Origin of the sequence: Niallia sp. RD1, from assembly GCF_024219955.1 — a bacterium.
GTDB classification, from domain to species: Bacteria; Bacillota; Bacilli; order Bacillales; family Cytobacillaceae; genus Niallia; species Niallia alba.
In genome coordinates, this window is the sequence record NZ_CP100420.1 from 773,402 (window position 1) to 796,280 (window position 22,879).

General features: G+C 37.4%; 15 protein-coding genes and 4 pseudogenes. 7 read left to right on the top strand and 12 right to left on the bottom strand.

Going from position 1 to position 22,879, the window contains the following annotated elements; all coding sequences use genetic code 11:
* Nucleotides 1-573: 573 nt before the first annotated feature.
* Nucleotides 574-2,135: pseudogene (locus tag NKG37_RS03670) on the top strand (IS3 family transposase).
* 289 nt (nt 2,136-2,424) lie between these two features.
* Complete coding sequence (locus NKG37_RS03675) at nt 2,425-3,528, top strand: site-specific integrase (RefSeq protein WP_254415818.1); 1,104 nt, start codon at nt 2,425-2,427, stop codon at nt 3,526-3,528.
* 104 nt (nt 3,529-3,632) lie between these two features.
* On the opposite strand, the gene NKG37_RS03680 is transcribed toward NKG37_RS03675, so the two are convergent.
* Together NKG37_RS03680 and NKG37_RS03685 are read right to left on the bottom strand one after the other, a co-directional pair.
* Nucleotides 3,633-4,277 (bottom strand): helix-turn-helix domain-containing protein, encoded by a 645-nt coding sequence (locus NKG37_RS03680; RefSeq protein ID WP_254415819.1) that lies wholly within the window; start codon nt 4,275-4,277, stop codon nt 3,633-3,635.
* On the bottom strand, nt 4,270-4,884 hold the full coding sequence (locus NKG37_RS03685) for a hypothetical protein (RefSeq protein ID WP_254415820.1): 615 nt from the start codon (nt 4,882-4,884) through the stop codon (nt 4,270-4,272). Before NKG37_RS03685 ends, NKG37_RS03680 begins: the two co-directional genes overlap by 8 nt.
* 288 nt (nt 4,885-5,172) lie before the next feature.
* On the opposite strand from NKG37_RS03685, the gene NKG37_RS03690 reads away from it, so the two are divergent.
* Entirely contained in the window at nt 5,173-6,939 is a 1,767-nt protein-coding gene (locus NKG37_RS03690) for a recombinase family protein (RefSeq protein WP_254416362.1), read from the top strand.
* On the opposite strand, the pseudogene NKG37_RS03695 reads toward NKG37_RS03690, so the two are convergent.
* A pseudogene (locus tag NKG37_RS03695) lies at nt 6,916-7,968 on the bottom strand (YifB family Mg chelatase-like AAA ATPase); the annotation flags it as partial. The gene NKG37_RS03690 and the pseudogene NKG37_RS03695 sit on opposite strands and share 24 nt — an antisense overlap.
* A gap of 596 nt (nt 7,969-8,564) precedes the next feature.
* Between NKG37_RS03695 and NKG37_RS03700 the strand changes: the two are divergent.
* On the top strand, nt 8,565-9,209 hold the full coding sequence (locus tag NKG37_RS03700; protein ID WP_169189312.1) for a DUF6944 family repetitive protein: 645 nt from the start codon (nt 8,565-8,567) through the stop codon (nt 9,207-9,209).
* Nucleotides 9,210-9,381: 172 nt separating this feature from the next.
* On the opposite strand, the gene NKG37_RS03705 is transcribed toward NKG37_RS03700, so the two are convergent.
* The 5 genes from NKG37_RS03705 to NKG37_RS03725 all read right to left on the bottom strand — a co-directional run bounded on the left by NKG37_RS03705 (nt 9,382) and on the right by NKG37_RS03725 (nt 15,278).
* Nucleotides 9,382-10,735 (bottom strand): IS1182 family transposase gene (locus NKG37_RS03705; protein ID WP_254415821.1). Its coding sequence is split into 2 segments (ribosomal slippage): nt 9,382-10,065 and nt 10,067-10,735, totalling 1,353 coding nucleotides; the frame shifts between segments, so codons are not numbered across the junction.
* 190 nt (nt 10,736-10,925) lie between these two features.
* Nucleotides 10,926-12,302, bottom strand: coding sequence for an APC family permease (locus tag NKG37_RS03710; RefSeq protein ID WP_169189314.1), 1,377 nt, complete (start codon nt 12,300-12,302; stop codon nt 10,926-10,928).
* A gap of 3 nt (nt 12,303-12,305) precedes the next feature.
* A complete protein-coding gene (locus tag NKG37_RS03715) occupies nt 12,306-13,223 on the bottom strand; it encodes an acetamidase/formamidase family protein (RefSeq protein WP_169189315.1) in 918 nt (305 codons plus the stop codon).
* A gap of 104 nt (nt 13,224-13,327) precedes the next feature.
* Complete coding sequence (locus tag NKG37_RS03720; protein WP_224428371.1) at nt 13,328-14,581, bottom strand: hypothetical protein; 1,254 nt, start codon at nt 14,579-14,581, stop codon at nt 13,328-13,330.
* On the bottom strand, nt 14,574-15,278 hold the full coding sequence (locus NKG37_RS03725; RefSeq protein ID WP_224428372.1) for a response regulator transcription factor: 705 nt from the start codon (nt 15,276-15,278) through the stop codon (nt 14,574-14,576). Before NKG37_RS03725 ends, NKG37_RS03720 begins: the two co-directional genes overlap by 8 nt.
* Nucleotides 15,279-15,443: 165 nt before the next feature.
* On the opposite strand from NKG37_RS03725, the gene NKG37_RS03730 reads away from it, so the two are divergent.
* On the top strand, nt 15,444-16,883 hold the full coding sequence (locus tag NKG37_RS03730) for a DDE-type integrase/transposase/recombinase (RefSeq protein ID WP_169187685.1): 1,440 nt from the start codon (nt 15,444-15,446) through the stop codon (nt 16,881-16,883).
* A gap of 234 nt (nt 16,884-17,117) precedes the next feature.
* Here NKG37_RS03730 and NKG37_RS03735 read toward each other — a convergent pair whose 3' ends face one another.
* The 4 genes and pseudogenes from NKG37_RS03735 to NKG37_RS03750 all read right to left on the bottom strand — a co-directional run.
* Nucleotides 17,118-17,855, bottom strand: coding sequence for a sensor histidine kinase (locus NKG37_RS03735; RefSeq protein WP_254415822.1), 738 nt, complete (start codon nt 17,853-17,855; stop codon nt 17,118-17,120).
* Between the two features lie 119 nt (nt 17,856-17,974).
* Nucleotides 17,975-18,460, bottom strand: coding sequence for a sigma-70 family RNA polymerase sigma factor (locus NKG37_RS03740; protein WP_169189322.1), 486 nt, complete (start codon nt 18,458-18,460; stop codon nt 17,975-17,977).
* A gap of 251 nt (nt 18,461-18,711) precedes the next feature.
* Entirely contained in the window at nt 18,712-19,257 is a 546-nt protein-coding gene (locus NKG37_RS03745; RefSeq protein ID WP_254415823.1) for a transposase, read from the bottom strand.
* Nucleotides 19,257-20,120: pseudogene (locus NKG37_RS03750) on the bottom strand (ATP-binding protein); the annotation flags it as partial. The pseudogene NKG37_RS03750 and the gene NKG37_RS03745, both read right to left, overlap by 1 nt.
* A gap of 38 nt (nt 20,121-20,158) precedes the next feature.
* Between NKG37_RS03750 and NKG37_RS03755 the strand changes: the two are divergent.
* Nucleotides 20,159-20,422, top strand: a pseudogene (locus tag NKG37_RS03755) (HlyD family secretion protein); the annotation flags it as partial.
* A gap of 9 nt (nt 20,423-20,431) precedes the next feature.
* On the top strand, nt 20,432-22,324 hold the full coding sequence (locus NKG37_RS03760) for a DHA2 family efflux MFS transporter permease subunit (protein ID WP_212118088.1): 1,893 nt from the start codon (nt 20,432-20,434) through the stop codon (nt 22,322-22,324).
* The last annotated feature ends 555 nt before the right edge of the window (nt 22,325-22,879 follow it).

Genomic DNA, 22,879 nt, shown 5'->3' on the forward strand with positions numbered 1-22,879 from the left:
TAAACTTGCCTAACGCCCCCAACTATGAATAAAAAGGAATAGTAAAAATAAAGGACTTTTAACCTCTTCAAATAAATTATAGATATACAAATAAGATAGAATAGCAAATTACCTCAAATTCACTCTTGACAGATTGACTGAGTCCCAAACTCCAGAAAATTATTATGACAAATTGGCGGGACTCAAACTTTTTAAAAAACATAACAAATGAAAGGTGGGAAAACTGACAAAAAATTAGATATTGACAAAAGAAAAGTAATAAAAACGTGTAAATATTACCTATTATATTTTGAGCCGAAATTTTGGGCTCTCTACCGTTTGAAAACGGTCTCAATTTGTGCAATAACATACTTGGGCATAAAGGGCAATACCCACCATGTAGTGCGAAAAGAAAGTGTAAAGTTTTGTTTTTTAAACTTTGCACTTTCTTTTCGTGATCCTAACCGTAGCGAAGCGACACGGTTATAAAAGGGCAGCCTAAACGCTTTAGCGGTTAGGCTGCCCCCTCTGTTAGGATAGATGTCGTAGGGAACTTTAGTGTATAGTTTAAATCATACACGGAGGTTGATCGACATGAAAAGTAATAATGGTAAACGTTATACAAAGGAAGAGAAAGCATCAATTATTAAGAGAATGATGCCCCCCACTAATGAATCGGTTGGCCAATTAAGTGAAGAGTTGGGCATTACTGAACCCACGCTTTACAAGTGGAGAAAAGAGGCTAGATCATCTGGAAACCCCACACCCGGAGATGGACAAAGTTCTGAACACTGGAGCAGTGAAGATAAGTTTCTCATAGTTATGGAAACATACTCAATGAATGGTGCGGAGCTAGCGGAGTATTGTCGAAAAAAGGGACTTTATAAAGAACAGATTGACGCATGGCGAGATTCATGCCTTAATGCAAATGGGCGAGAATCTAGTCAAACAAAGCAGTTAAATCAAGAATTAAAAGAGGAGAAAAAGCGAGGAAAGGCATTAGAGAAAGATTTGCGTAAAAAAGAAAAAGCATTGGCAGAAGCTGCAGCCTTATTACTATTAAGAAAAAAGGCCCAAGCGATCTGGGGGGACCAAGAGGACGAATGATCAGCCCGTCAGATCGCGCACTAGCAGTAGAACTCATCCAAGAAGCAAACCAAAATGGTGCGCGATTAGCCCCGGCGTGTAAAGAATTGAACATTAGCGTTCGCACCTATGAACGCTGGATTTCAGAAGGTGGAATCAAGGAGGATCAACGCCCTATTGCGTTACGTCCAGAGCCAAAAAATAAATTAACGATAGAGGAAAAACAAGAGATACTGGAGGTTGTTAAAAAAGAGGAATTTGTAGACCTACCGCCTACTCAAATCGTGCCAAAATTAGCAGATCAATGCATTTATATCGCCTCCGAATCTAGCTTTTATAGAGTTCTTCGTGAGCATAAAATGCAAAATCATCGGGGAAGAAGCAAAAAGCCCGAGGGTAGATTACCAGAAAGTCATTTAGCAGTAGCCCCAAACCAGGTATGGACATGGGATATAACGTGGTTAAAAGGGCCGGTGAAAGGCTTGTTTTATCGACTCTACTTAATTATCGATATTTTTAGTAGAAAAATCGTAGGTTGGGAGATTTGGGAGTCAGAGGAGGCAAAACACGCTGAAGATTTAATGAAGAAGACGATTATTAGTGAAAAAATCCAAGGTAAACCACTCGTTTTACATTCCGATAATGGCAGTCCCATGAAAGCCGCAACATTTCAGGTATTACTTGAAAAATTAGGGATCCAAAGCTCTTATTCAAGACCAAGAGTAAGTAATGACAATCCCTATTCTGAAGCAATGTTTCGGACTCTGAAATATCGACCTGAATTCCCGTACAGAGGCTTTGAAACACTTGAGGCTGCACGTGAATGGGCATTAAGATTTGTGAATTGGTATAACTGTATACATTTACACAGTGGTATAAATTTTGTGACGCCAGAACAATGCCACACAGGTGCGCATATTGGGATACTGAAAAAGCGCAAAGAAGTTTATGAACTAGCGAAACAAAAGCATCCAGAACGTTGGACGCGCTCAACTAGAGACTGGAGTGCACATGATTCAGTGGCTTTAAACCCAATAAAGGACAAGATAGAAAAGGATGGAACAAAATAGCCCCACTGCGACTGAGCTTGAACTACCCATTCCCTTCTCATCAAAGAACAGAATGAATTCTGTTCTTTGATGAGAAGGCCACCAAGCAAAGCGCGGTAGTTACCCTTACGTTCTTACACTAGTAAACAAGTTAAATGCGACAACTATCTTGACAAACACCGGCTGCAAGATACTGAAAAAAATAAATTCAGCGCGAAAAAAATGGAAAATAAAAGAATAAATAAGATTATTGATAAAATCCAATGAATTTTTATGAAAAATATCATTTTATGAAAGGAGATGGTGAAATATGGGCAAAAGAAACACTAGTATGAAATATCAAGTAAAAAGTTGTCTAGACGAAATTATTTTAATTGATAAAGACCAAAGAGATGAAATTTTCGAGCGTGTGACTGGCGAAAACCAAAGTGACACTTCAAAAAAGGATTTTAAAAAAATTAAAGTTGACAGCGAATTGAAAACAAAAACAGGCGAGCCATTAAAACAAAAACTATCCGAAAAATTTATTTTTTCTATTCGTTCAGCAAAAGACACTTTAGAACGTTGTAATCATTTTGTTAGTTGGTTAAAAACCAATTACCCAGAAGTTAAAAAACTTCGACAAATAAATGAAAACCATTGTATTGAGTTTTTGACAGAAAAGAAAGATACGTGTAAAGAACGGACTTTATTAAGTTATAAAAATGCATTGATGAAATTATCACATTCTGCAAATGTCAAGTTTGGAAATAATGCGTTTTATACTGAAAGGGTAAGAAATTTTAATATAAAACAGGAAGGCGAACGAAACGGAGATACAAAGAACGCTAGACAAGTTACAAAACGGTTTTACACAGATGAACAGATAGAAAGGATCTTAGCAAATGTCAAGGGTATTTATAAAAATCCAATTTTGACCATGGCGTATTTGGGCGCACGGGTCCATGAATTGTCTTACATTAGAAAAGAACATATCACTTTGGAAAGTAGCGATTTAGTATATACAGAAAAAGACGGATTTGTCAACAAACAAAATACAGTGTACATTAAAGGCAAAAATGGCAAGGAATCTTATAGAATAATATTACCTCAATATATTGATTTCTTTCGCTCACTAAAAGAAAATACTGCCGATGGTCAGCGTGTATTTCCACAAGTACCAAAAGACCCAAAAAAAGTACGAACTTATATAGGAAAAGCGATTGCCAGAAGTGCAAAAAATTCAGGAGTCGACGTTTGTTATAAAAATCATGAGTTGAGAAAATATCATAGCAGCGTTGCATATCATTATTATCTATCAGAAGGTTGGAATAAAAACGATGCCGCAGAATATGTTGTTCAGCGTCACCTATCACATGGAAGTGGTCGGGAGGATTTAAAAAAGGTCTATTTATGGGGTCTAGAATCAGCGTAATTTAAAAAGGCATATCTACACCTTAATAAACTATTAAAATCGATTTTAGGGGCAAAATAGGGCATATTTTTTGAAAAAAATAGTAGGGGGTACACCCTACTATTTCAATTCATTAATTTCCCTTTTTCTTCTTCTAGTTCTGCAATTCGATTATTATAATATTCAATTTCCTTTTCCTTCTCTGTTAATTCTAACTTTCTTCGTTTTTCCAAATGGTCAATTTCCCTTTTTCCTTCTCTGTCAGCATATTCCTTCTTTTTAAAATTACTATAATTCTTTATAGTTTTTATTTTGTCAAGAATTTCTTTTATTAAGTCAATATCCAAACCATTTTTTTCAAAGATTTGTTTTTGCAAAGTAATATACTTATAATCAGAACATTTATAAGAATAGTTTGTATTTATTATTATACTGAAACACCCGGTTTCTGGGTCTTTAAATCTTTTAATCAAATTGTATTTCTCTAAAGTAGTTAGTTTTGTACTTAAAGTTTGCGGTGTCATACCCAAGTTTTTTGCAAGCACCGAAGATTTCATTCTAATCACATTTGTATCAAATTCTGTAAATTCTGCACAACGACAAGCAAGAATAATAAAATCATTTACCACAGAATTTGGCACATGTTTTAAGTCAGAAAAATTATTATACAATATTTTTATAAAATGTGTTGGATCTTTAGCCTTTGCAGGAATTATAAAGACCTTACTAGTTTCTGCATAGGTTTCTTCAAAACTTTTTTTCCTAATCATAATCAATCACCTCGACAACTGTATATTTTTCCATTGAAATTACAATCTTTCCAATGACGGGATTTTTCATCTCATAAGAAATACAGAGGACATCGAGAATATTGGTTAGGTAGATAATAGCAAAATCTTTACTTCCTACTGGCTCAAATACATTTCTTGACAAATATAATTTTTTAGTTTCCTCTACAATGTTCGTTCCATTTTCTAGCACTTCAACATTTTTTATAACGGTTGAAATAATCTTTTCATAGTTTATACTAAATCTTCTATCTGGCTTTTTGATTAAAAACCCTTTGTCAATACATTTCTTTAGAACATTTTTAATATGTCCTTCACTCTCTTTTAACACTTCAGATAAAACAGCAATTGATACTATGAGTTCCTCTTGGCTCATTTTAGTTATCAAACCAATTAAAAATAATTCAGTTGCATTACTTTCATTTTCCGTAAACTTATTTTGATTATCAGTTAATTTCAAAAAGTGCATTCTTATCAATCCCCTTTCTATTTTGTCAATAGGAACATTTGTTTTTGATTCTCTATTGTGTTTTTGAGTATAAATGATTATTAAAACACCATCAAAATATTTATTTAATATAAGTGTCAACTATCAAAAACAAGGTCAATATGTTGCAAGAAATTCAAGTTTTGCTTAACTGTATAACAAATAATGATTAATAGTAAAAACCCTCTTAAACCCTTGATAATAAAGGATTTAAGAGGGTTTTAGTATGTTACTTGTTCTTATCTGTATTTATAGCAAATTTTTTTAAATTTAGGTCCTTCCATATTAATTAGACCATGTTACAATCTAATTGGAGGTGTTGTTGTTTTGTATATGAACGATAATCCAATCAATGACGTGATAAGTTTAAGTTATGTTCGTGTATCAAGAATGGACGATAATTGGGAAAAGGAATCACCAGAAACTCAACTTAATCTAATAAAAGATTATTGTAAAAGGAAGGGTTATAACTTAATTGGAAACTATGAGGACTTAGACGAGTCTGGGGGCTCAGACCAACGGCCAGCCTTTCAAAGAATGTTTAATGATATTACTACTCAAAAAATTAGAATTGGAGCGGTTTTATGTTATGATTTGAGCCGATTTTCAAGAAAGGTAAGTGACCTTAATAATTATTTAAAAATCCTTGAAGAAAACAAGGTCCATTTTATCTCCATCTCAGAGGAATTTTTAAATACTACCACTATTCACGGAAAGTTCCTAACAAATATTTTCGGTAGCCTTGCTGAATTGCAAAGGGAACAAATAATTTACAATGTAAAAAACACTATGATTAACATGGCTAAGAAAGCGGATTTTACAGGGGGAGCAATTCCAGACGGCTTTGACTACAATAAAGATACTAAAGAAATCAGTATTAACGAAGAAAGAGCCACAATGATTAAAAAAATATTTGATTTGTATGTCAACGAAAATTATAGCATTAGGCAATTATCCAGATATTTTACTGTCAATATAGACGAATTTCCATTACGGACCGATTTAGACTTGACAAAGTACCGTAAAAATAAGCAACTTAACGAAGACAATCGAGACTTAATATGGAACACTTCAAAAATTCAAAGGATATTAAACAATCCCCTATATACTGGTATTTTTGTATATGGTAGACGTCATAAAACGAAAAGTAAAAACGGCAAAATGACACATAAAGCAAACCCTCCAGAAAAATGGGTATGGAGCAAAAACATAGAAATTAACACTGACAAAGAATATTTTTGGAACAGTCAATTTACTATAAAAGATTATGACTTTCCGCCAATAATTGATTTTGAAACATATTTAAAGGCACAGCATAGACTTTCTACTAACAAAAAACTAGAGCCACAAAGAATAAGCCATAAAAACAAGTATGCTCTTTCTGGGCTCATTCAGTGTGGTTGTTGTGGTAAAAATATGAATGGCAGAACTGATAAGAGAGATGAAAACAGAACCTATCAATATTATTACTGCAATACGGCAAGACTTCTTGCGACCACAGATAGCCATATTTGTAACGGCAAGCCTGTTCGGGCTGATTATGTTGACCAATATGTATTTGACAAACTAAAAATTTCTTATGTTCTTACTGCTGTTCTAGACGCTGCAAAAAACGAAGAAAAAACTAGAAAAGAACTTAGCGAGAAATATGATAAAGAAATTCAATTCATTCAAAACGAGGTTAAAGAGTTAAAAGATAGGCAATCAAATTTATTAAAGGTTATCTCACTTTCTAAGAATCCAGAGGACTTAGTAGAGGAACTTGACAATCTAGGTGATGATGTGCGTAGGAAACAAAAACAGTTATCAGATTTACAAAAAGAAAAAGAGCAAGCAAACAGTTACGTTATTAGTACAGAAGAATTAATTCAATTTAAAAATGATACAGAGAAAATATTTTCATCTCTCAATACAAATGATTTAAAAACATTCTTTAAGCGTTTTTTAGATAGAGTTGTTTTTCACGATAAAGATAATATTGAAATCTATCTAAAATTTAATAAAGAGCCTTTCGACCCACATTACCCAGAGTATAAAGAAACACTTGTCAAAGAAGAACTTGACAACAAAGGAACTGTTTTAACTAACGAGGGGGACTCCCCTCAAAGTAGTTGTGGTTTTGTAGATGAACGCACAAGGGTTCATAGCACCTATTAGGATAAAAGAAGCTGGATACGTCACAGTAGAATGCGCTCTGCTAATGGTTACTTCACCTGTTTCAAGTGGTTGACGGAGCATATCAAGCGTTTTTTTGGAGAATTCTGCAATTTCATCGAGAAAAAGGATTCCATGGTGAGCCATCGATATTTCACCTGGTCGCGGGTTCGACCCACCACCAATAATGGCGACAGCAGAAGCAGAATGGTGTGGATGCCTAAAAGGAACAAATTGATTATGGATACGTTTTTCACGAGCAAGCTGATACAAACTCATCACTTCGAGTTGTGCTTGATTTGTTAATGAAGGTAGGATGGAGGGAAAAGATTCAGCTAACAAGCTCTTTCCACAACCAGGAGGACCATTCATCAGCAAATTATGCTCACCAGCTGCAGCAATTTCTAATGCTCTTTTTGCTTTCTCCTGTCCAATCACATGACAGAAATCCTTTTGATGTGTAGCAATCTCTGGTGTTAGATGATTCTCTGAAGAAAAAGAAGGTTGAGACAACATACTTTCTTGCCCTTCCAAATGCTGAACGACTTCCTCGATATGGCGCACAACCATACATTCTATATCCTGAAGCATATGGAGTGGCAGCACCGAATCATATGGTAAATACACTCGTTTGATCCCAAGTCCCCTTGCCGCAATAACAGCAGGTAGTATCCCTTCCCCACTCACAACCGAACCATCAAGGGATAGTGCCCCAATGAACGCCGTATCTGTGGGAATCTCACGCTTCACCTCCCCCAGTTCCTTCAAAGCAGCAATTGCGATAGCCAGATCAAATAGCGAACCATTTTTCTTTTGATCAGGCGGAGATAGATTCACAACTACCTTCTTATCCGTCACATCCAAATCAAAATGAGCAATCGACGCCAACACCCTCTCTCGAGACTCCTTAACAGAAGCATCAGGCAACCCAACAATCACCATAGATTCCGTGTCCTGTGATATCCGCACCTCCACCTGCACACAATAGCCCTCCAAACCTTTCAAACCAATACTTGAAACTTTTGAAGTCATACAACTCCCTCCAAACTATTTATTTTTATAGTACGATGAATGAAAATTAACCGAGAAAGAAACAATTCAAGAAAGATTAAAATAGGAAGATAAATCAATCGAGGTTAAAATAGAAGGAATTCTTATTAGTACAAGAACAACTGAACAACTAACAGAGGGAAAGATATAATCTACTACTCCAATATTCTACAAAATAATCAAATTTCCTGCCAAAATGAAAATAAAAAGAAAGAAGACAACAATACATTTGCTGTACTTCTTCTTTAACAATATCTATAACCATCACAAATAAAACGTCCGTGAAGCTTTCCTGTGAAACAAGATTATTCGAGGCGTCACTGTGCACCATACATGAAGAAATTCAAGAAATGTTTCTATGATCATCTCCTCCTTTCCTAAACGGAAAAAAGCGCAACAACCAACCATCCTCACAACATTCAGTTGCTATTTCAGTTCACCACATTCACACAATCTAATTCTCTATCAATCTTCGACAAATTTTGGGGCGTCACTGTGACCATAAGTTTTGAGGTACCAGGCACCACATAGTTGAATACCCTATAAAAACATCAATAAGAAAATGCGAGCGTGGTATTGTGAAGAATCGCGTTGAAATTGCTTCTGTATGGGTGCAAGTGATCGGAACAGTCCTTGCTGCTTTAGGAAATAGTGCTTGGAAAATACTTAGTGAAGATGAAGTTAAAAACTTGGATTTAGTAGGGAATATTTTACAAGCTTTCGGAAATGCCGTCCAGGCAGATCAACAAGAAACGGTCACATTTGAAAAGATTGGCACACAAATCCAAGCAATTGGAAATACCGTTGTGGCCAGTTCGTATATTTTATTGGAGGAGGATTTAGAAAGTAAATTAATCATTAAAGGGAATTGGCTTCAGGCATTCGGCGCACTTGTCGAAGCTGTCGATGAGGTGCTGGATAACTCAGGACCGGAACAAACATTAAATATCTTAGGTAATACCACACAGGCAGTCGGTAACTCCTTCCAAGCAATCGGCGGGAAGCATATCCTCTTTAACAATAAAGATAAAGGATTATTTTTAGTAATTAGTGGAAGCTGGATACAAGCAGTAGGAACGGTATTAAATGCAATTGGCCAAACCGATGAGGAATTAGCAGAAAATAACCATGTTAACCAAAATAAGAGTGTAGAAGATGCCTCTTCCTTTTATGAGCAAGAAAATCTCAAGCATGCTTGGGAAGAAAGGAATAAATATTATTAGCGAATTTCAAAGTTCAAGGTTAATAAACAAAAAAAGGAAAAGAAATCAATTAAATGATTCAGAGTGTAGAGAAAGTATTATTTTCTCTACACTTTTTTATTTTTATAGGATTATCAAAAATGGAATGGTAGGTTCTTTTATAGAAGTTTTTAAAAAAAAGACTCTCATGCCCCTATCCCATTCTGGATAGATGCATGGCAATCTTCTTTATGTTTTGACAGGTAGCTGTCATTAATACTTGTTCGGCAGCCTTCTGTTTTCCACGTAACCGGCAGTAGCGAAGCCCATGCAGTTCTTTTGAATCTGCGAAGCTTCGCTCTACTTTTTCTTTTCTAAATTTATAAAGGGCCTTCCCTGATTTAGAAAGACGATTTAACCGAATTTTTTCCTTGTTTTCTACCCAAACATGACGAGTAACTACTTTTGTATGATTTTTAGAACGAGTACATTGGGAAAGCAATGGGCAATCTTTACATCGTTTGGGATTTGATTTATATTCTCGATATCCTTCGCGAGTTGTTGTGCGATAAGGCAGTATTTCTCCGTTTGGACAAGTGTAATAATCGGCTTCTTTATCGTAAGTGAATTTCCATTTGGGAAAGAGTCCTTTTACTGGACTATATCTTCTATGTGCGATTACTCCAAAAATATTTCGTTCTTCTATCCCTTTACAAATAGGGTTTGTTAAATAACCAGAATCTAAAGCAACAGCTTCCACTTGAAATTGGAAACGATCGATTTGACGATCAAGTCGGTCTAAATAAGGAACAGAATCATGGACATTCCCTGGGGTAACAAAGGCATCCGTAATGATGTTAAACTTCATATCCGTCGTACGGTGATCTAAATAACAGAACATCTCTTGTTTTATTATCACGGGACATAAAGCCACAATCAGGATCCGTTGTACTGACCCGAATTTCCTTTGTTTCCTCCACTGCCTCCTTTTTCTTTAGAGGCTTTTTTCCGTGGGCAGTCCGATCCTCCTCAATCGCTTTATCTAATTCTTCCACGTATTCACGTGTTTCCACTTTCACCGTTTCTCTGGTGAATTTATGTTTATTGGCATTCGCTTTCAAATGAGTAGAATCAGTAAATAAAACTCTCCCTCCAACCATTTTATGATTCATCGCTAAAAGAACAATCTCGTCGAAAATGTCCTGAAAGACAGTGGTATCTTTAAATCGATTACACCGATTCCAACTAATCGTAGAATGATGAGGAACAGGATCGGTAATTTTTAAACCAAGGAACCAACGATAAGCGAGATTTACTTGAATTTCCCGCTCTAATTGTCTTTCGGAACGGATGCCATATAAATAACCGATAAACATCATTTTAAATAAAATCAAGGGATCTAAAGATGGACGACCATTGTCTTCGGAGTAATAAGGACGGACTTTATCGAGGATAAAAGAAAAATCAATGTGTTTATCAATTTTTCGTAAGAGATGATTAGCTGGAACAAGCTCATCTAAAAGAACAAATTCTACTTCGTTTTGAGTATGAGAACGGGTATGTAACATCGAAATCACCAACCTATATTTGATAATTATATTATATCAAATTACCGCGGTGAATAGATAAAGTAAATATAAAAAATTAAAGGCTGTCGAGACTTTCTCGACAGCCTGGATTCCTTTCCCTTTGTCCTTCTGAGAAAGACAGAATGTACAATTTGTCTTTTTATGGTGCCTGGCACCATACCTATTACCTCTACTCCTCCAAATCCAAAGAAGTATCCTTCTTAAAAACTTTCAACAAAATCAAATAAACAATCCCGATTGCCAACCAAATAAATCCTAATTTCTTAGACAATGGGTCTAGGTTAATCCATACGTAGCCAATAACGGCAAATCCGATTAGTGGTAACACGAGATGTCTAACATAATCTTTACTTTTTTGTTTTTTAATAAAGTAAATGACAACCGATGCATGTAAGAATAAGAATGCTGATAACGCGCCAAAGTTAACAACGGAAGCTAAGGAGTTAATTTTGGATGAAAAGAATGCTGTTACGATTAAAGAGATTACTGCTACTACTAATGTACTTGCATATGGTGTTTTGAATTTCGGGTGAATTTTTGATAAAAACTTTGGTAGCTTACGGTCACGAGCCATACTGTAAAGAATTCGTGAAATGGCTGCTTGTGCAACGAGTGCGTCAGCTATTCCCCAAGCTAGGGCTGTAGCTAAGATTGTTGTCCATTTCAACCAAGTACCACCAGCTATTTCCGCAATTTGATAGAAGGCAACATCTGCATTTTCAAATGTCGTATAATCTGGCCAGATTAGTGCTGCTACCCATGTTTGAATAATAAATAATAAGCCAACTACAAGTAAGGAGAAGATAATTGCTCGACCAACTGCTTTGCTACCACCTTTGGACTCCTCCGCTAATGTTGAAATCGCGTCAAAGCCTAAGAAGCTTAATACCGCAATCGACACAGCTCCCATGACCACGCTCATGCTGAAGTTATCCGCATCATACAATGGTTTAAATGTGAATTCAGCTCCATTCACCCCTTGTACAATGGCAACAATACCTGTTACCACAAATACAGCTAAAACAATAAGCTCCAATACAACAATAATTTTGTTCGCTTTTGCTGTAAATTCAATACCTACTACGTTAACTACCGTGTTAATTCCGATGAAAATAACAAGCCATACTAAAAGCGGAATTTCTGGAACTATATCATGTAATGCCGCTGCACTAACTAAATATAAAAGCGCTGGTACAAAAATATAATCGAGTAAGATTAACCAGCCTGCAATAAAACCAACAGACTCATTGATCCCACGTTGTGCATAAGAATAAACAGAGCCTGCGATTGGAAATGCCTCAGACATTCTTGCATAGCTTAATGCTGTGAAAATCATCCCAACCATCCCTATTAAGTACGCTAAGGCAACCATCCCATTGGAGCCTTGAGCAACCGATCCATAAATACCAAATGGTGCGATTGGTACCATGAAAACTAAACCATATATCAGTAAATCCCAAAACGTTAAAGAGCGTTTAAGCTCTTGCTTATAGCCAGTGGAAGACACTTGGGCATTGTTTGAAGTTGATTTCTCTGGAACTGCCATCGTTTAATTCGCTCCTTCTTGGAAAAGTTCGATGTTGTATGCTTCCAAAATAGCTCTTGGAACGAAGAAGCGTGCTGTTTTCAATGGATCGACAATCTGACTAATTTGCGAATCTCCAGCTGCACTCATTAACATAGTGAATTCTTCGAGCGATAGGTCAGTATGTGGTCTTAATAGATGAATCATTTCTTTTACAGCCTGATTTGCGGCGTCATCCAATGATTTCATGGAAACTAAAGAAGCTACGCCCTCTTCATTTTCAAGAACAGGGAAGTTCAAGCTATGCCCTTTAATCACCTCAAGCGTTACCGTCACCTTTGCAGGAATTTCAATACCAGATACACCAATTTCCCCGTCTCCCATTGCAGCGTGTAAATCGCCTAATGCAAATAAGGCTCCCTCTTGAAAAACTGGAAAGTAAAGTGTCGCGCCAGTTGTGATTAGTTTTGTGTCCATGTTTCCACCGTGCGCTCCTGGTGTTCCGTTATTGACTGCTTCCTTTTCCGGAGCAACACCAATTACACCAATCATTGGATTTAATGGCAATGCTAGTTTGTCATTAAAAATCGCCTTGTTATCTTGAATTGGAATGATCTTCGCCGTGAAGTTTTTGATTTCATCCCCCATCACGCCAAGGCCAGGACCAACTACCATAACCCCTCTTTCTCCAAGCTCAATGTTATCAATCTTCACTTTCAGAATATCTCCTGGCTGCGCTCCTTCCACGAAGATTGGTCCAGTTGCCGGATTAATTTGATCCCAGTCAATTGCCTGAAATGTTGTGTCATTGGAAGTAATCTGATCTTGGAAACAATCATATGTATCAATGACCACTTGTGATCCTGACTGCAGTGTCATTGCCGGCTTGTTTGCTTTATCCATTGCATAAATATACGATTCTTTTGATAAATGGTTCGCCATGCTTATCCCCTCCTAGAAATGTTACTACCTATTCTAGCTTGTTTACCCGGAGAATGTTTGCAAAATTTTGAAGTCTTTTTGCACAAAACTGGCTTATTTTCAGATTATTTATATTTTTCCAAAATAAATAATACAAAACAGCAAATCAATGCTGCGATTGGAGCGACTAACCAAATCTCTTCCATCCATATAGTCAATCCAATGCTCACTAATGTCATAACTACCATAATCAGGGTAACATTCTTTGCCCGAAATGTTCGTCCGATTATAAAAGGACAACCTGCCGCTCCAAAAAAACCTAGGAAAAACGGAAGCCATGCAGACATACTCTCCGACAAGAAGATCGCTAATAGACCTAACACACTACAAGCAATAACCCCTATTAAGTATCCATGCCTTAGTAATCTGTACGCATAATGATTAGTTCTGTCCCTACTCTTTATCTTTAAAAAGACACTAATTAGTGAAAATAGGGATGTCCCGATTCCAATTGCTAATGCTCCTAGTACGATAAAAATGATGATATGAATGATCACTTGATTCATTTGCTCCACTGCTTGATTTTGGACAAACAGAAAGAAGCTAAAGGAAAAAATCGAAAGCATAAATGCGAACCAAATAAAAGTAGAAAGACGTAATACGGTGACTCGGTGATTGGACTTCACAGCACTTGCTGTTTGCCAAAAAGTTAGGTTTGTGCAAGCTTGTCCAAATACAACCAAAACAAACGTCATACTGGCAAAAATCACATCAGCAATGTTGCCACTAAACATCTCTCCCTGATATTTAGTGTATATAGTCTGAACCCCTTCCCCTAAATATAAAAATAATGTAACAATAACTCCGACAAGGAAGATTGCATAAAAGATGGTTGAGCCTATCTTCCTAACACCATAGCTTCCACCTAAGCCAAAAAATACGAAGCAAAAGCTGATAAAAATGGCAATTCCTCCAACGGATAATACATCCAATAAAAAATAAGCAAGAATCGTAAATTGCACAAATAGTCTTGCCATGCTGGAAAAAGCAAAGAACCACAGATGGGAATTACCTTTCGCGTCTGTAACCTGCTTCACTTTTTCTTTGGTCATGATGTTGTTCAATAATAGGTACAAACCATATGTACAGATGATCAGGATGGGAAATGTCGTTAACTGAAAAGCTTGCATGGACAATATAGGGACAGCAACGGTCACGCCTGAGATAAATTGTAGCGAGATTCCATACGTCCCTGCACTTAACCCAAGTTCACGACTTGTTACCATGTATTCATGGATACTGCGATGTGCACCAATTTTTTCAATAAAAAGGATAAGGACAAAAAAACCGATAAATAAGAGAATATACCAATCAATCATGGAGCTTCTCCTTTAATTGACTAGGGGTGATTCCTTCCACTTTCTTAAAGGAATTACTAAAGTGATGCTGGCTGGAAAATCCAACTCTTTGGGCTACTTCAAATAAGGACCAATGTGGGTTTTCCTGCATCAATTGTTTTGCTTTTTTTATGCGAAATCTTGTTATATACCCTGTAAACTTTTCCCCCGTTTCTTCCGCGAATTTTTTACTAAGGTATGTTGGAGAAACATATACTTGACTCGCTACATCTGCAAGCTGTAGTTTTTCTTGATAATGTTCGCGAATAATCTGAAGCACGCTATTAACGAGCGTCGACTTGGTATCAATCCATGCGTGTTTATCCATAAAGTCAGCAAGCATATCGTAGAATTCTTTCTCAATAACTGGTTTCACTAAGTAATCCATCACATGTAGCTTAATTGCTTGTTTAGCATATTGAAAGTCCTGATGTGCGGTAATAAGGACCACTTCTATTTGATTATTATTAGATTGCAAAAATTCACAAAACTTCAAACCTGATTCACCTGGTAATTGAATATCCACTAATGCAAGGGAGAAGTTTGTCTCTCTTAGCAGGAGCTTTGCTTCACTCGCATCTTCTGCCGTATAGATATTCCAATCTGGAAATTTCTTTGCTACTAGAAAGGAGAGTTGTTCCAGTTCCAATGGTTCATCATCTACTATTAATATATTCATCTTTCACCCTCCGGCGTATATGGCGTATTGTCAAAACTTTTATAGTAAATAGGTTATTAAATCCTATCTGAGAGGGCTTTATAAGCAAAAAAATTGCCACCCCCTGAATTCTAAGGATAATTGAGGTTACGACACTCTCAACAACCTAGAAAAGGAAGTGACAATTTGTACCCTCAAATTATAACCTATTTATTAACTTTTATAAACTATCAAGAACAACTAATTCGAACATTGCTTACTTTATTGATTGGTAAGAGTATGTTTGATAAGCCTACTGAACAGCCAGTAAATAAACCATATCGAAAACTTCAAGTGGACGACCTTCCGGTCATTGAAGTTCTGGAACAGCTTGATTATCGAGTTCTTCTTAGTGAATATCTAGAGAAGAACGGGAAACCACTTAAACCTGTTCAAAGGCGTAAGAATGCAAAAGTTTCCGTACCTAAATCCATGAACTGCCCAAAGTGTGGTGCTCCATCAGATTATCTTTATGCCAACAATGGAGATAAAGGCCAGTATCAATGCAAGGTGTGTACAGAGCTCTTCAGTGAAAAGAACCGTTATTCTAAGGAAGCCATCCTGAAGTGTCCTCATTGTTCCAAAACTCTCGAGAAAATAAAAGAAAGAAAAGATTTTCACGTGTTTAAGTGCAAGAACAATGACTGTTCTTATTATCAAAAGAAGCTCAATGGGATGACTTCAAAAGAAAAGAAAAGGTTCAAAAAGGACCCTCAAGCATTTAAATTAAGATACATTTTCCGTCAGTTTCATATCGATTTCCAGCCGTTATCCAAGGAATCACCAGAACTGCCGGCCGTTGACTTATCAAAGATTTATGCATCACCACATACATTAGGATTAATCCTAACCTATCATGTAAACTATGGCCTTTCGGCCCGTAAAACAGCTGCGATTATGCAGGACGTACACGGAGTGATGATTTCACATCAGACTGTATTGAACTACGAAAATAGCGTAGCTTTATTACTTAAACCTTATGTGGATCACTATCCCTATGAACTTTCAGACCAATTCTGCGGTGATGAAACGTATATCAGAGTAAACGGTCGATGGCATTATTTATTTTTCTTTTTTGACGCCGTGAAAAAGATTATTCTTTCGTATCCGGTGTCGCCTAATCGAGACACAGCAACAGCCATTCGAGCAATTGATGAGGTCTTAATCAAGATGAAAGAGATTCCAGAAAATCTGACCTTTGTGGTAGACGGGAATCCAATCTATCTTTTAGCCCAACATTTCTTCGCTCAACATGGGATTTCATTCGATGTGAAGCAGGTCATTGGATTAACCAATGAGGACCCTGTTTCGACCGAATATAGACCACTGAAACAAATAATTGAGAGACTTAACCGCACCTTTAAGGGCAATTATCGCTCCACTCATGGATTCGGCTCTGAACATGGTTCCATTTCATACGTCACCTTATTTACGGCCTACTTTAACTTTTTGCGTCCGCATGCCGCCTTAGAAGGAAAAGTGCCCGTAGTGAATCCAGAACTCAAGGGGCTTCCAACAATGCCAGCACGTTGGACAAAGCTCATTGGATTAGCACAACAATGGATAGTAGAACAAAGACAAGCCTAACTTTTTGTTTAGCTGAGCCCTTAAGCTAATTCAGCAATCGGCGGAGCGAACTCTTGACAAACCGAACTTGCCAATGGTTTAAAATGGAAACAACCAAGGGCTTATTTGGTATGCCTTCTTTTGTTCCCTTCTCCCTTGTTAAACAATCCTCAAACCATTGGCGTGTTTGTCAAGAGCGATTGCGGCGCATCTCCATCCAGTAAATAGGAGAGAAACTAACCCTTTAGGTAGTTTTCATAAATCTTTTGACACTACCGTATATGGCCAAATGACTGTTGCCTCTGTTGCGTTATCTTTACGTTTTAATGAAACATCTGTGTACATTTCAAATAATAATTCCAACCGTTTTTTAATATTTTCCAACCCTGTTCCATGCCCACTTTTTTGCTCAATCGCTCTATCCCCATTATCAGAAACTGTTAATCTCACCCAATCACCATGTCGCTTTAAGGCAATCATCAAATGCTTTTCGCCACGTTTTTTCTCCAAGCCATGCTTAAAGGCATTCTCTACAAGCGTTTGTAACGTATAAGACGGCAGCTGGGTTTGATAGGCTCGTTCATCTAGCTCATACGTGATCGTAAGCTTTTTTCCAAAACGAAGCTGCTGAATCGATAAGTAATTGTTTGTATGGAATAATTCCCTTTCAAATAAGACAAGCGCTGTCTGATTTGCATGCTGATACTTTAGAAATAAAGAAAATTGCTCCATAGCTGTTATGAGATCATCATTTCGCTTCAAACGAGCAAGGGACATCATCGCATTTAAACTATTAAACAAAAAATGCGGACGAATCTTTTGACTGAGCTGTTCATACTCCATTTGCTGCAGCTGCTTTTCTAATTGAATTTGTTTATTCTCCATATGTAAATAATCAAACTCCTGATTAAGTAGTTTCATAATACTCAGCAAGACCAAAGCAATAATCGGAATTAATAGACTTACTATCAAAATACCAAAAAAAATAACCATAGCAAACAATCCTTTTTCCGTTAAGCATAACTTTTTTTGTCAAAATGAGCAACGGAATCAGGTTGGCCGTTCAATGGAACGGAAGCAGAGGGACGGTCCGAACCGTCCCTCCGATTCCCTCACAAGCCCAACGTCCGCTTCAACTTCTCCTTCGCTCCTTTCCTCCACCATTTAACTGCTGAAGGAGAAACCTGTTCTTTCTTCGCAATCTCTTTAACTGTTAACTGTTCAATAAAGGTAAACATGACCCACTTTGTTTCTCCTTCGTTTAATTCATAACAAAGTCCTTTTATATAGTCCTCTTCTTCTCTGTATAAAATAGGGCTTTCCATTACTTCCCAAAACTCTTCACTTGGATAAGCACTTCTTTCCGCCTCTCTTGTGCGGCGCTTCAATTCATCGAGAAATCTGCCTTGCATATGCCGATATAAATGATTGCTATATTTGCCTTTTTCTTCATCAAATGTAGACATTGTTTCCCAAATACTGATTAACCCAATTTGAAAAAACTCTTGCTTATCTTTATAAATAGTCATCCTTTTCATCATATGATGGATCATCGGCGTAAACTCCTCGACTAATTGATCATACGTCTTTCCTTCCATTATCGGTTCCTTTTAGAAAAGCACTTTTCTTGTTATTCCTAGGTACCTTTACTTTATAGAAAGAAGATACATACTTCGATGGAAGGAAAAGAAAGTATCTAGCTTAAAAGAGGAAAGAAGCTTTAATAATAGATGTTAAACTTGAAGTTTGAGTGGGGGATACTTGATAAATAGTAATAATCTACTTTTATTGGATATTCTTCTTGAGAAAGATAATAGACTTTTCGCGGTGTCTGACACCTGAATTTATATTAATTAAAGGTTACGCTACAACAATACTTTTCCCGTTTCTGTGTCGGTGTCCCTTCATAATAATCTAGTAAAAAATTCACATTCATAAAACAAGGTACTGTCGAATCCTTCTTATAATATTGATAGCTACTCCAAGGATAGTATTCTGCCAGCTTAACCATCCTCGCCTCTACTGGGTTAAGGTGTATATAACGGCTAACTTCTAACATACCTTCTTTGTTCTCAATAACTTTGTCATAAAAACGTTTTTCAAAGACATGGCCAGTTAAACGGTATTTGGTGTTATAGTAATTGGCATAACGTTTATTGATTAGTGCCATTAGCTTTGAGATGGGTACTTCACTAGAACGCAATTGGAAATGGAAATGATTATTCATGAGGCAATAAGAGGCGATTTCAAAGGGGTACTTTTCGTAGAGTTGAGTTAGGATATGAAGAAAAGCTTGAAAATCACTGGCATTCCGAAACAAGGGATCACGTCGATTCCCCCGGGAAACAATATGATAAAATCGCTCTGGTATATATACTCTTTTCTTATAGGGCATCATTTCTCCCTCGCAATCGTCGTTTGTTTATTCTGCCCCCAGCGTCTTAAGGTCATCGCTTCCCAAATGGCTTGATCCGCTATTCTTTCATCCCCTGCTAAATCAGAAATGGTTCTTGCGAGTCTGATAATTTTAATCTGAACACGATTGCTCCAATTTTGCTTAGAAGAAATTTGAGTAAGCGTCTTTTTTTGTGCTGTTGTCAAGGGACTTGTTTCCACTATGGTTTCAAACGGAACCTTTGCATTGGATATTTCTTGTTGATACCGATCATACTGGCGCATGCGCGCTTTTTCCACTCTTTTACGAATATCATTAGAAGATTCTTGTGTTGCGGAGTCCTGGTTAACATTTACCGATTGTAAGGATAAGAGGATATCCATTCGGTCATAGATAGGACCTGACAACCGATTTCGGTAGGCTTGAATTTGCTTTTGGGAACAGGTGCAATAATGCTGAAGAGAACCGAGGTATCCACATGGACAAGGGTTCATAGCACCTATTAGGATAAAAGAAGCTGGATACGTCACAGTAGAATGCGCTCGACTAATGGTTACTTCACCTGTTTCGAGTGGTTGACGGAGCATATCAAGCGTTTTTTTAGAGAATTCTGCAATCTCATCGAGAAAAAGAATCCCATGATGAGCCATCGAAATTTCACCTGGTCGAGGGTTCGCCCCACCACCAATAATGGCGACAGCAGAAGCAGAATGGTGGGGATGTCTGAAAGGAACAGATGGAACATGGATGCGTTTTTCACGAGCAAGCTGATACAAACTCATCACTTCGAGTTGTGCTTGATTTGTTAATGAAGGTAGGATGGAAGGAAAAGATTCAGCTAACAAGCTCTTTCCACAACCAGGAAACATATGCACGGCAAATCCAAAGAATCCAATAATATGTCGATGAAACAGACATCAACAAAGTAAAAGTCGGCCAAGAAGTAGATTTATATATCGATGCTTACCCAGATACCGTATTAACAGGGAAAATAGACAGTCTAGGACTTGCAACAGCAGGCACCTTCTCCCTTCTGCCAAGCAACAACAGCTCAGGAAACTATACAAAAGAAACACAAGTTATTCCCGTAACAATCTCTATTGATAACTACGGCGGTCTAAAACTAATCCCAGGTATGAACGTTTCCGTAAGAATTCATAAGTAGGTGATGGATATGACCACTTACATCACAAGCTATATTATAGGAAGCCTACTTCTCCTACTAATCATCAATCTTTTTTTACGAAAAAAGAAGACAGTAGCTAAACCAGACAGCGTAATAGAAGATGCTAAAAGGGAAAACGACATTCCGTCATCCCTTGAAAAAGCGGATATGGTGGAACCGGTAAAACCGTCTAAGGAAGTTGATATGGGAGAACACGCGGAGGCTATGAATGAGGAAGCTGATAAAGCGAAGCCTGACATAGAAGATGGCGTAGCCGAAGCTATGGAATCTAATAAAGCAATAGCGGACGAAGAGGATCACCTAGCTGAAGCTAAAGAATCCAAAACAAAAGCTCCTTATAAACCATTAGAAACTACCGAAGAAATAAACCGCAGCAAAGTAATTGTCGCCTTAATGCTAGGTGCGTTTGTTGCAATTCTTAACCAGACTTTATTAAATGTGGCGATTCCACATATTATGAATGATTTAAATGTATCAACAAGCACGGTCCAATGGCTATCCACTGGATATATGCTGACAAATGGCGTGTTTATTCCAATCACCCCATTTTTGATTAATAAACTAGGCACAAGGAAATTACTTATTGCGGCGATTTCCGCTTTTACGATTGGTTCTGTTGTTTGTGCTACCTCTGTTGGATTTTCGATGCTATTAATCGGACGCATCATCCAAGCAGCAGGTGCAGGTTTATTAATGCCACTTTTAATGACCGTCTTTTTAATTATTTTCCCGCCAGAAAAACGCGGAACAGCAATGGGGATCATGGGTGTTGTAATGATTTTCGCCCCTGCCATCGGTCCAACGTTATCAGGCTGGTTAATTGGTCACTATTCTTGGAGAGTGTTATTCGAGCTTGTAATTCCAATTGGTATTCTCGATTTAATTATCGCAATTGCATGGATGAAAGATGTAACAAAAGTTTCGAATCCAGTCTTTGATACAATCGGCTTTATTACTTGTACAGTCGGTCTAGGCTCCTTGCTTTACGGATTTAGTGAAGCTGGGAATAACGGCTGGGACAGCAAAGTTGTCGTTCTTTCTCTAATAATTGGTGTTATCTTCTTATGCCTGTTCGTCTGGAGAGAACTTACAACCGATGCTCCTATGGTCGACTTACGTGTATTCAAATATAGTATCTTTACTTTAACAACATTAATAAGCATGATTGTAAATATGGCAATGTTTGCAGCAATGCTGCTTTTACCAATTTACTTGCAAAATATCCGCGGATTCACTGCACTAGATTCCGGATTATTAATGTTACCAGGTGCGATTATCATGGGGATTATGTCGCCGATTGCTGGAAAACTCTTTGACCGCTTTGGCGCCAGACCGCTTGCAATTATCGGTTTGATTATTACGGTGCTCACTACATGGGGATTCACACAATTAACGATGCAAACATCCTATTCCCATTTAATGATGCTCTATATTTTCCGGATGTTCGGGATGTCCTTTATTATGATGACCGTTATGACAGAAGGAATGAATCAACTTCCATTAAGCTTAACAAGCCACGGTACTGCTGTCTCCAATACAGCAAGAACTGTAGCAGGAAGTATCGGTACCGCCTTTTTAATTACAGTCATGACAAATCGCACAGCCTTTCATTTAGATAACTATAACAATATTATCTCTTCAGCAAATCCCTATATCGCAGAGAAGTTTGCACAGCTGGGTCAAGGTTTAGCAGGCCTTACTGGATTACCAACAGGAGCTGGCCAAACCTTAGCTATTTCCACTATCTATGGAAAAGCAGCACAAGCATCTACGATTAGCGGCATTAACGACGCCTTTATTGTGGCAACGATTATTGCTAGTGTTGCATTGGTTCTATCGTTCTTTATCCGAAGAGCTAATACAGGTTCGAAAGAGAATTAAATTTGAAAAATCCCGAGACATTGCGTGATGCTTCGGGATTTTTTGGCGTAGGTATGGGGACTGAGATTTTATGAAGGTCATTTTTACTTAGGGTTGCCTTAAAAGTGGGGTTCATTTCTTTTATGAACGCCACTTTTTTCAAGGATTGCCTTGAATCTGGTTTTCATTTTCTTGATGAACCCCACTTTTTTCGGAGGTTAGCTTAAAAGTGGGGTTCATTTCTTTTATGAACACCACTTTTTTCGAGGGTTGCCTTAAAAGTGGGGTTCATTTCTTTTATGAACGCCACTTTTTTCGAGGGTTGCCTTAAATCTGGCTTTCATTCCCTTGATGAACGCGACTTTCCTCGAAGGTTACCTTAAATCTGGCTTTCATTCCCTTGATGAACGCGACTTTCCTCGAAGGTTACCTTAAATCTGGCTTTCATTTCTTTAATGAACACCACTTTTTCGGGGATTACCTTGAATCTGGTTTTCATTTTCTTGATGAACCCCACTTTCTTCCGGGATTGCCTTAAAAGTGGCTTTCATTCCCTTGATGAACGCCACTTTCCTC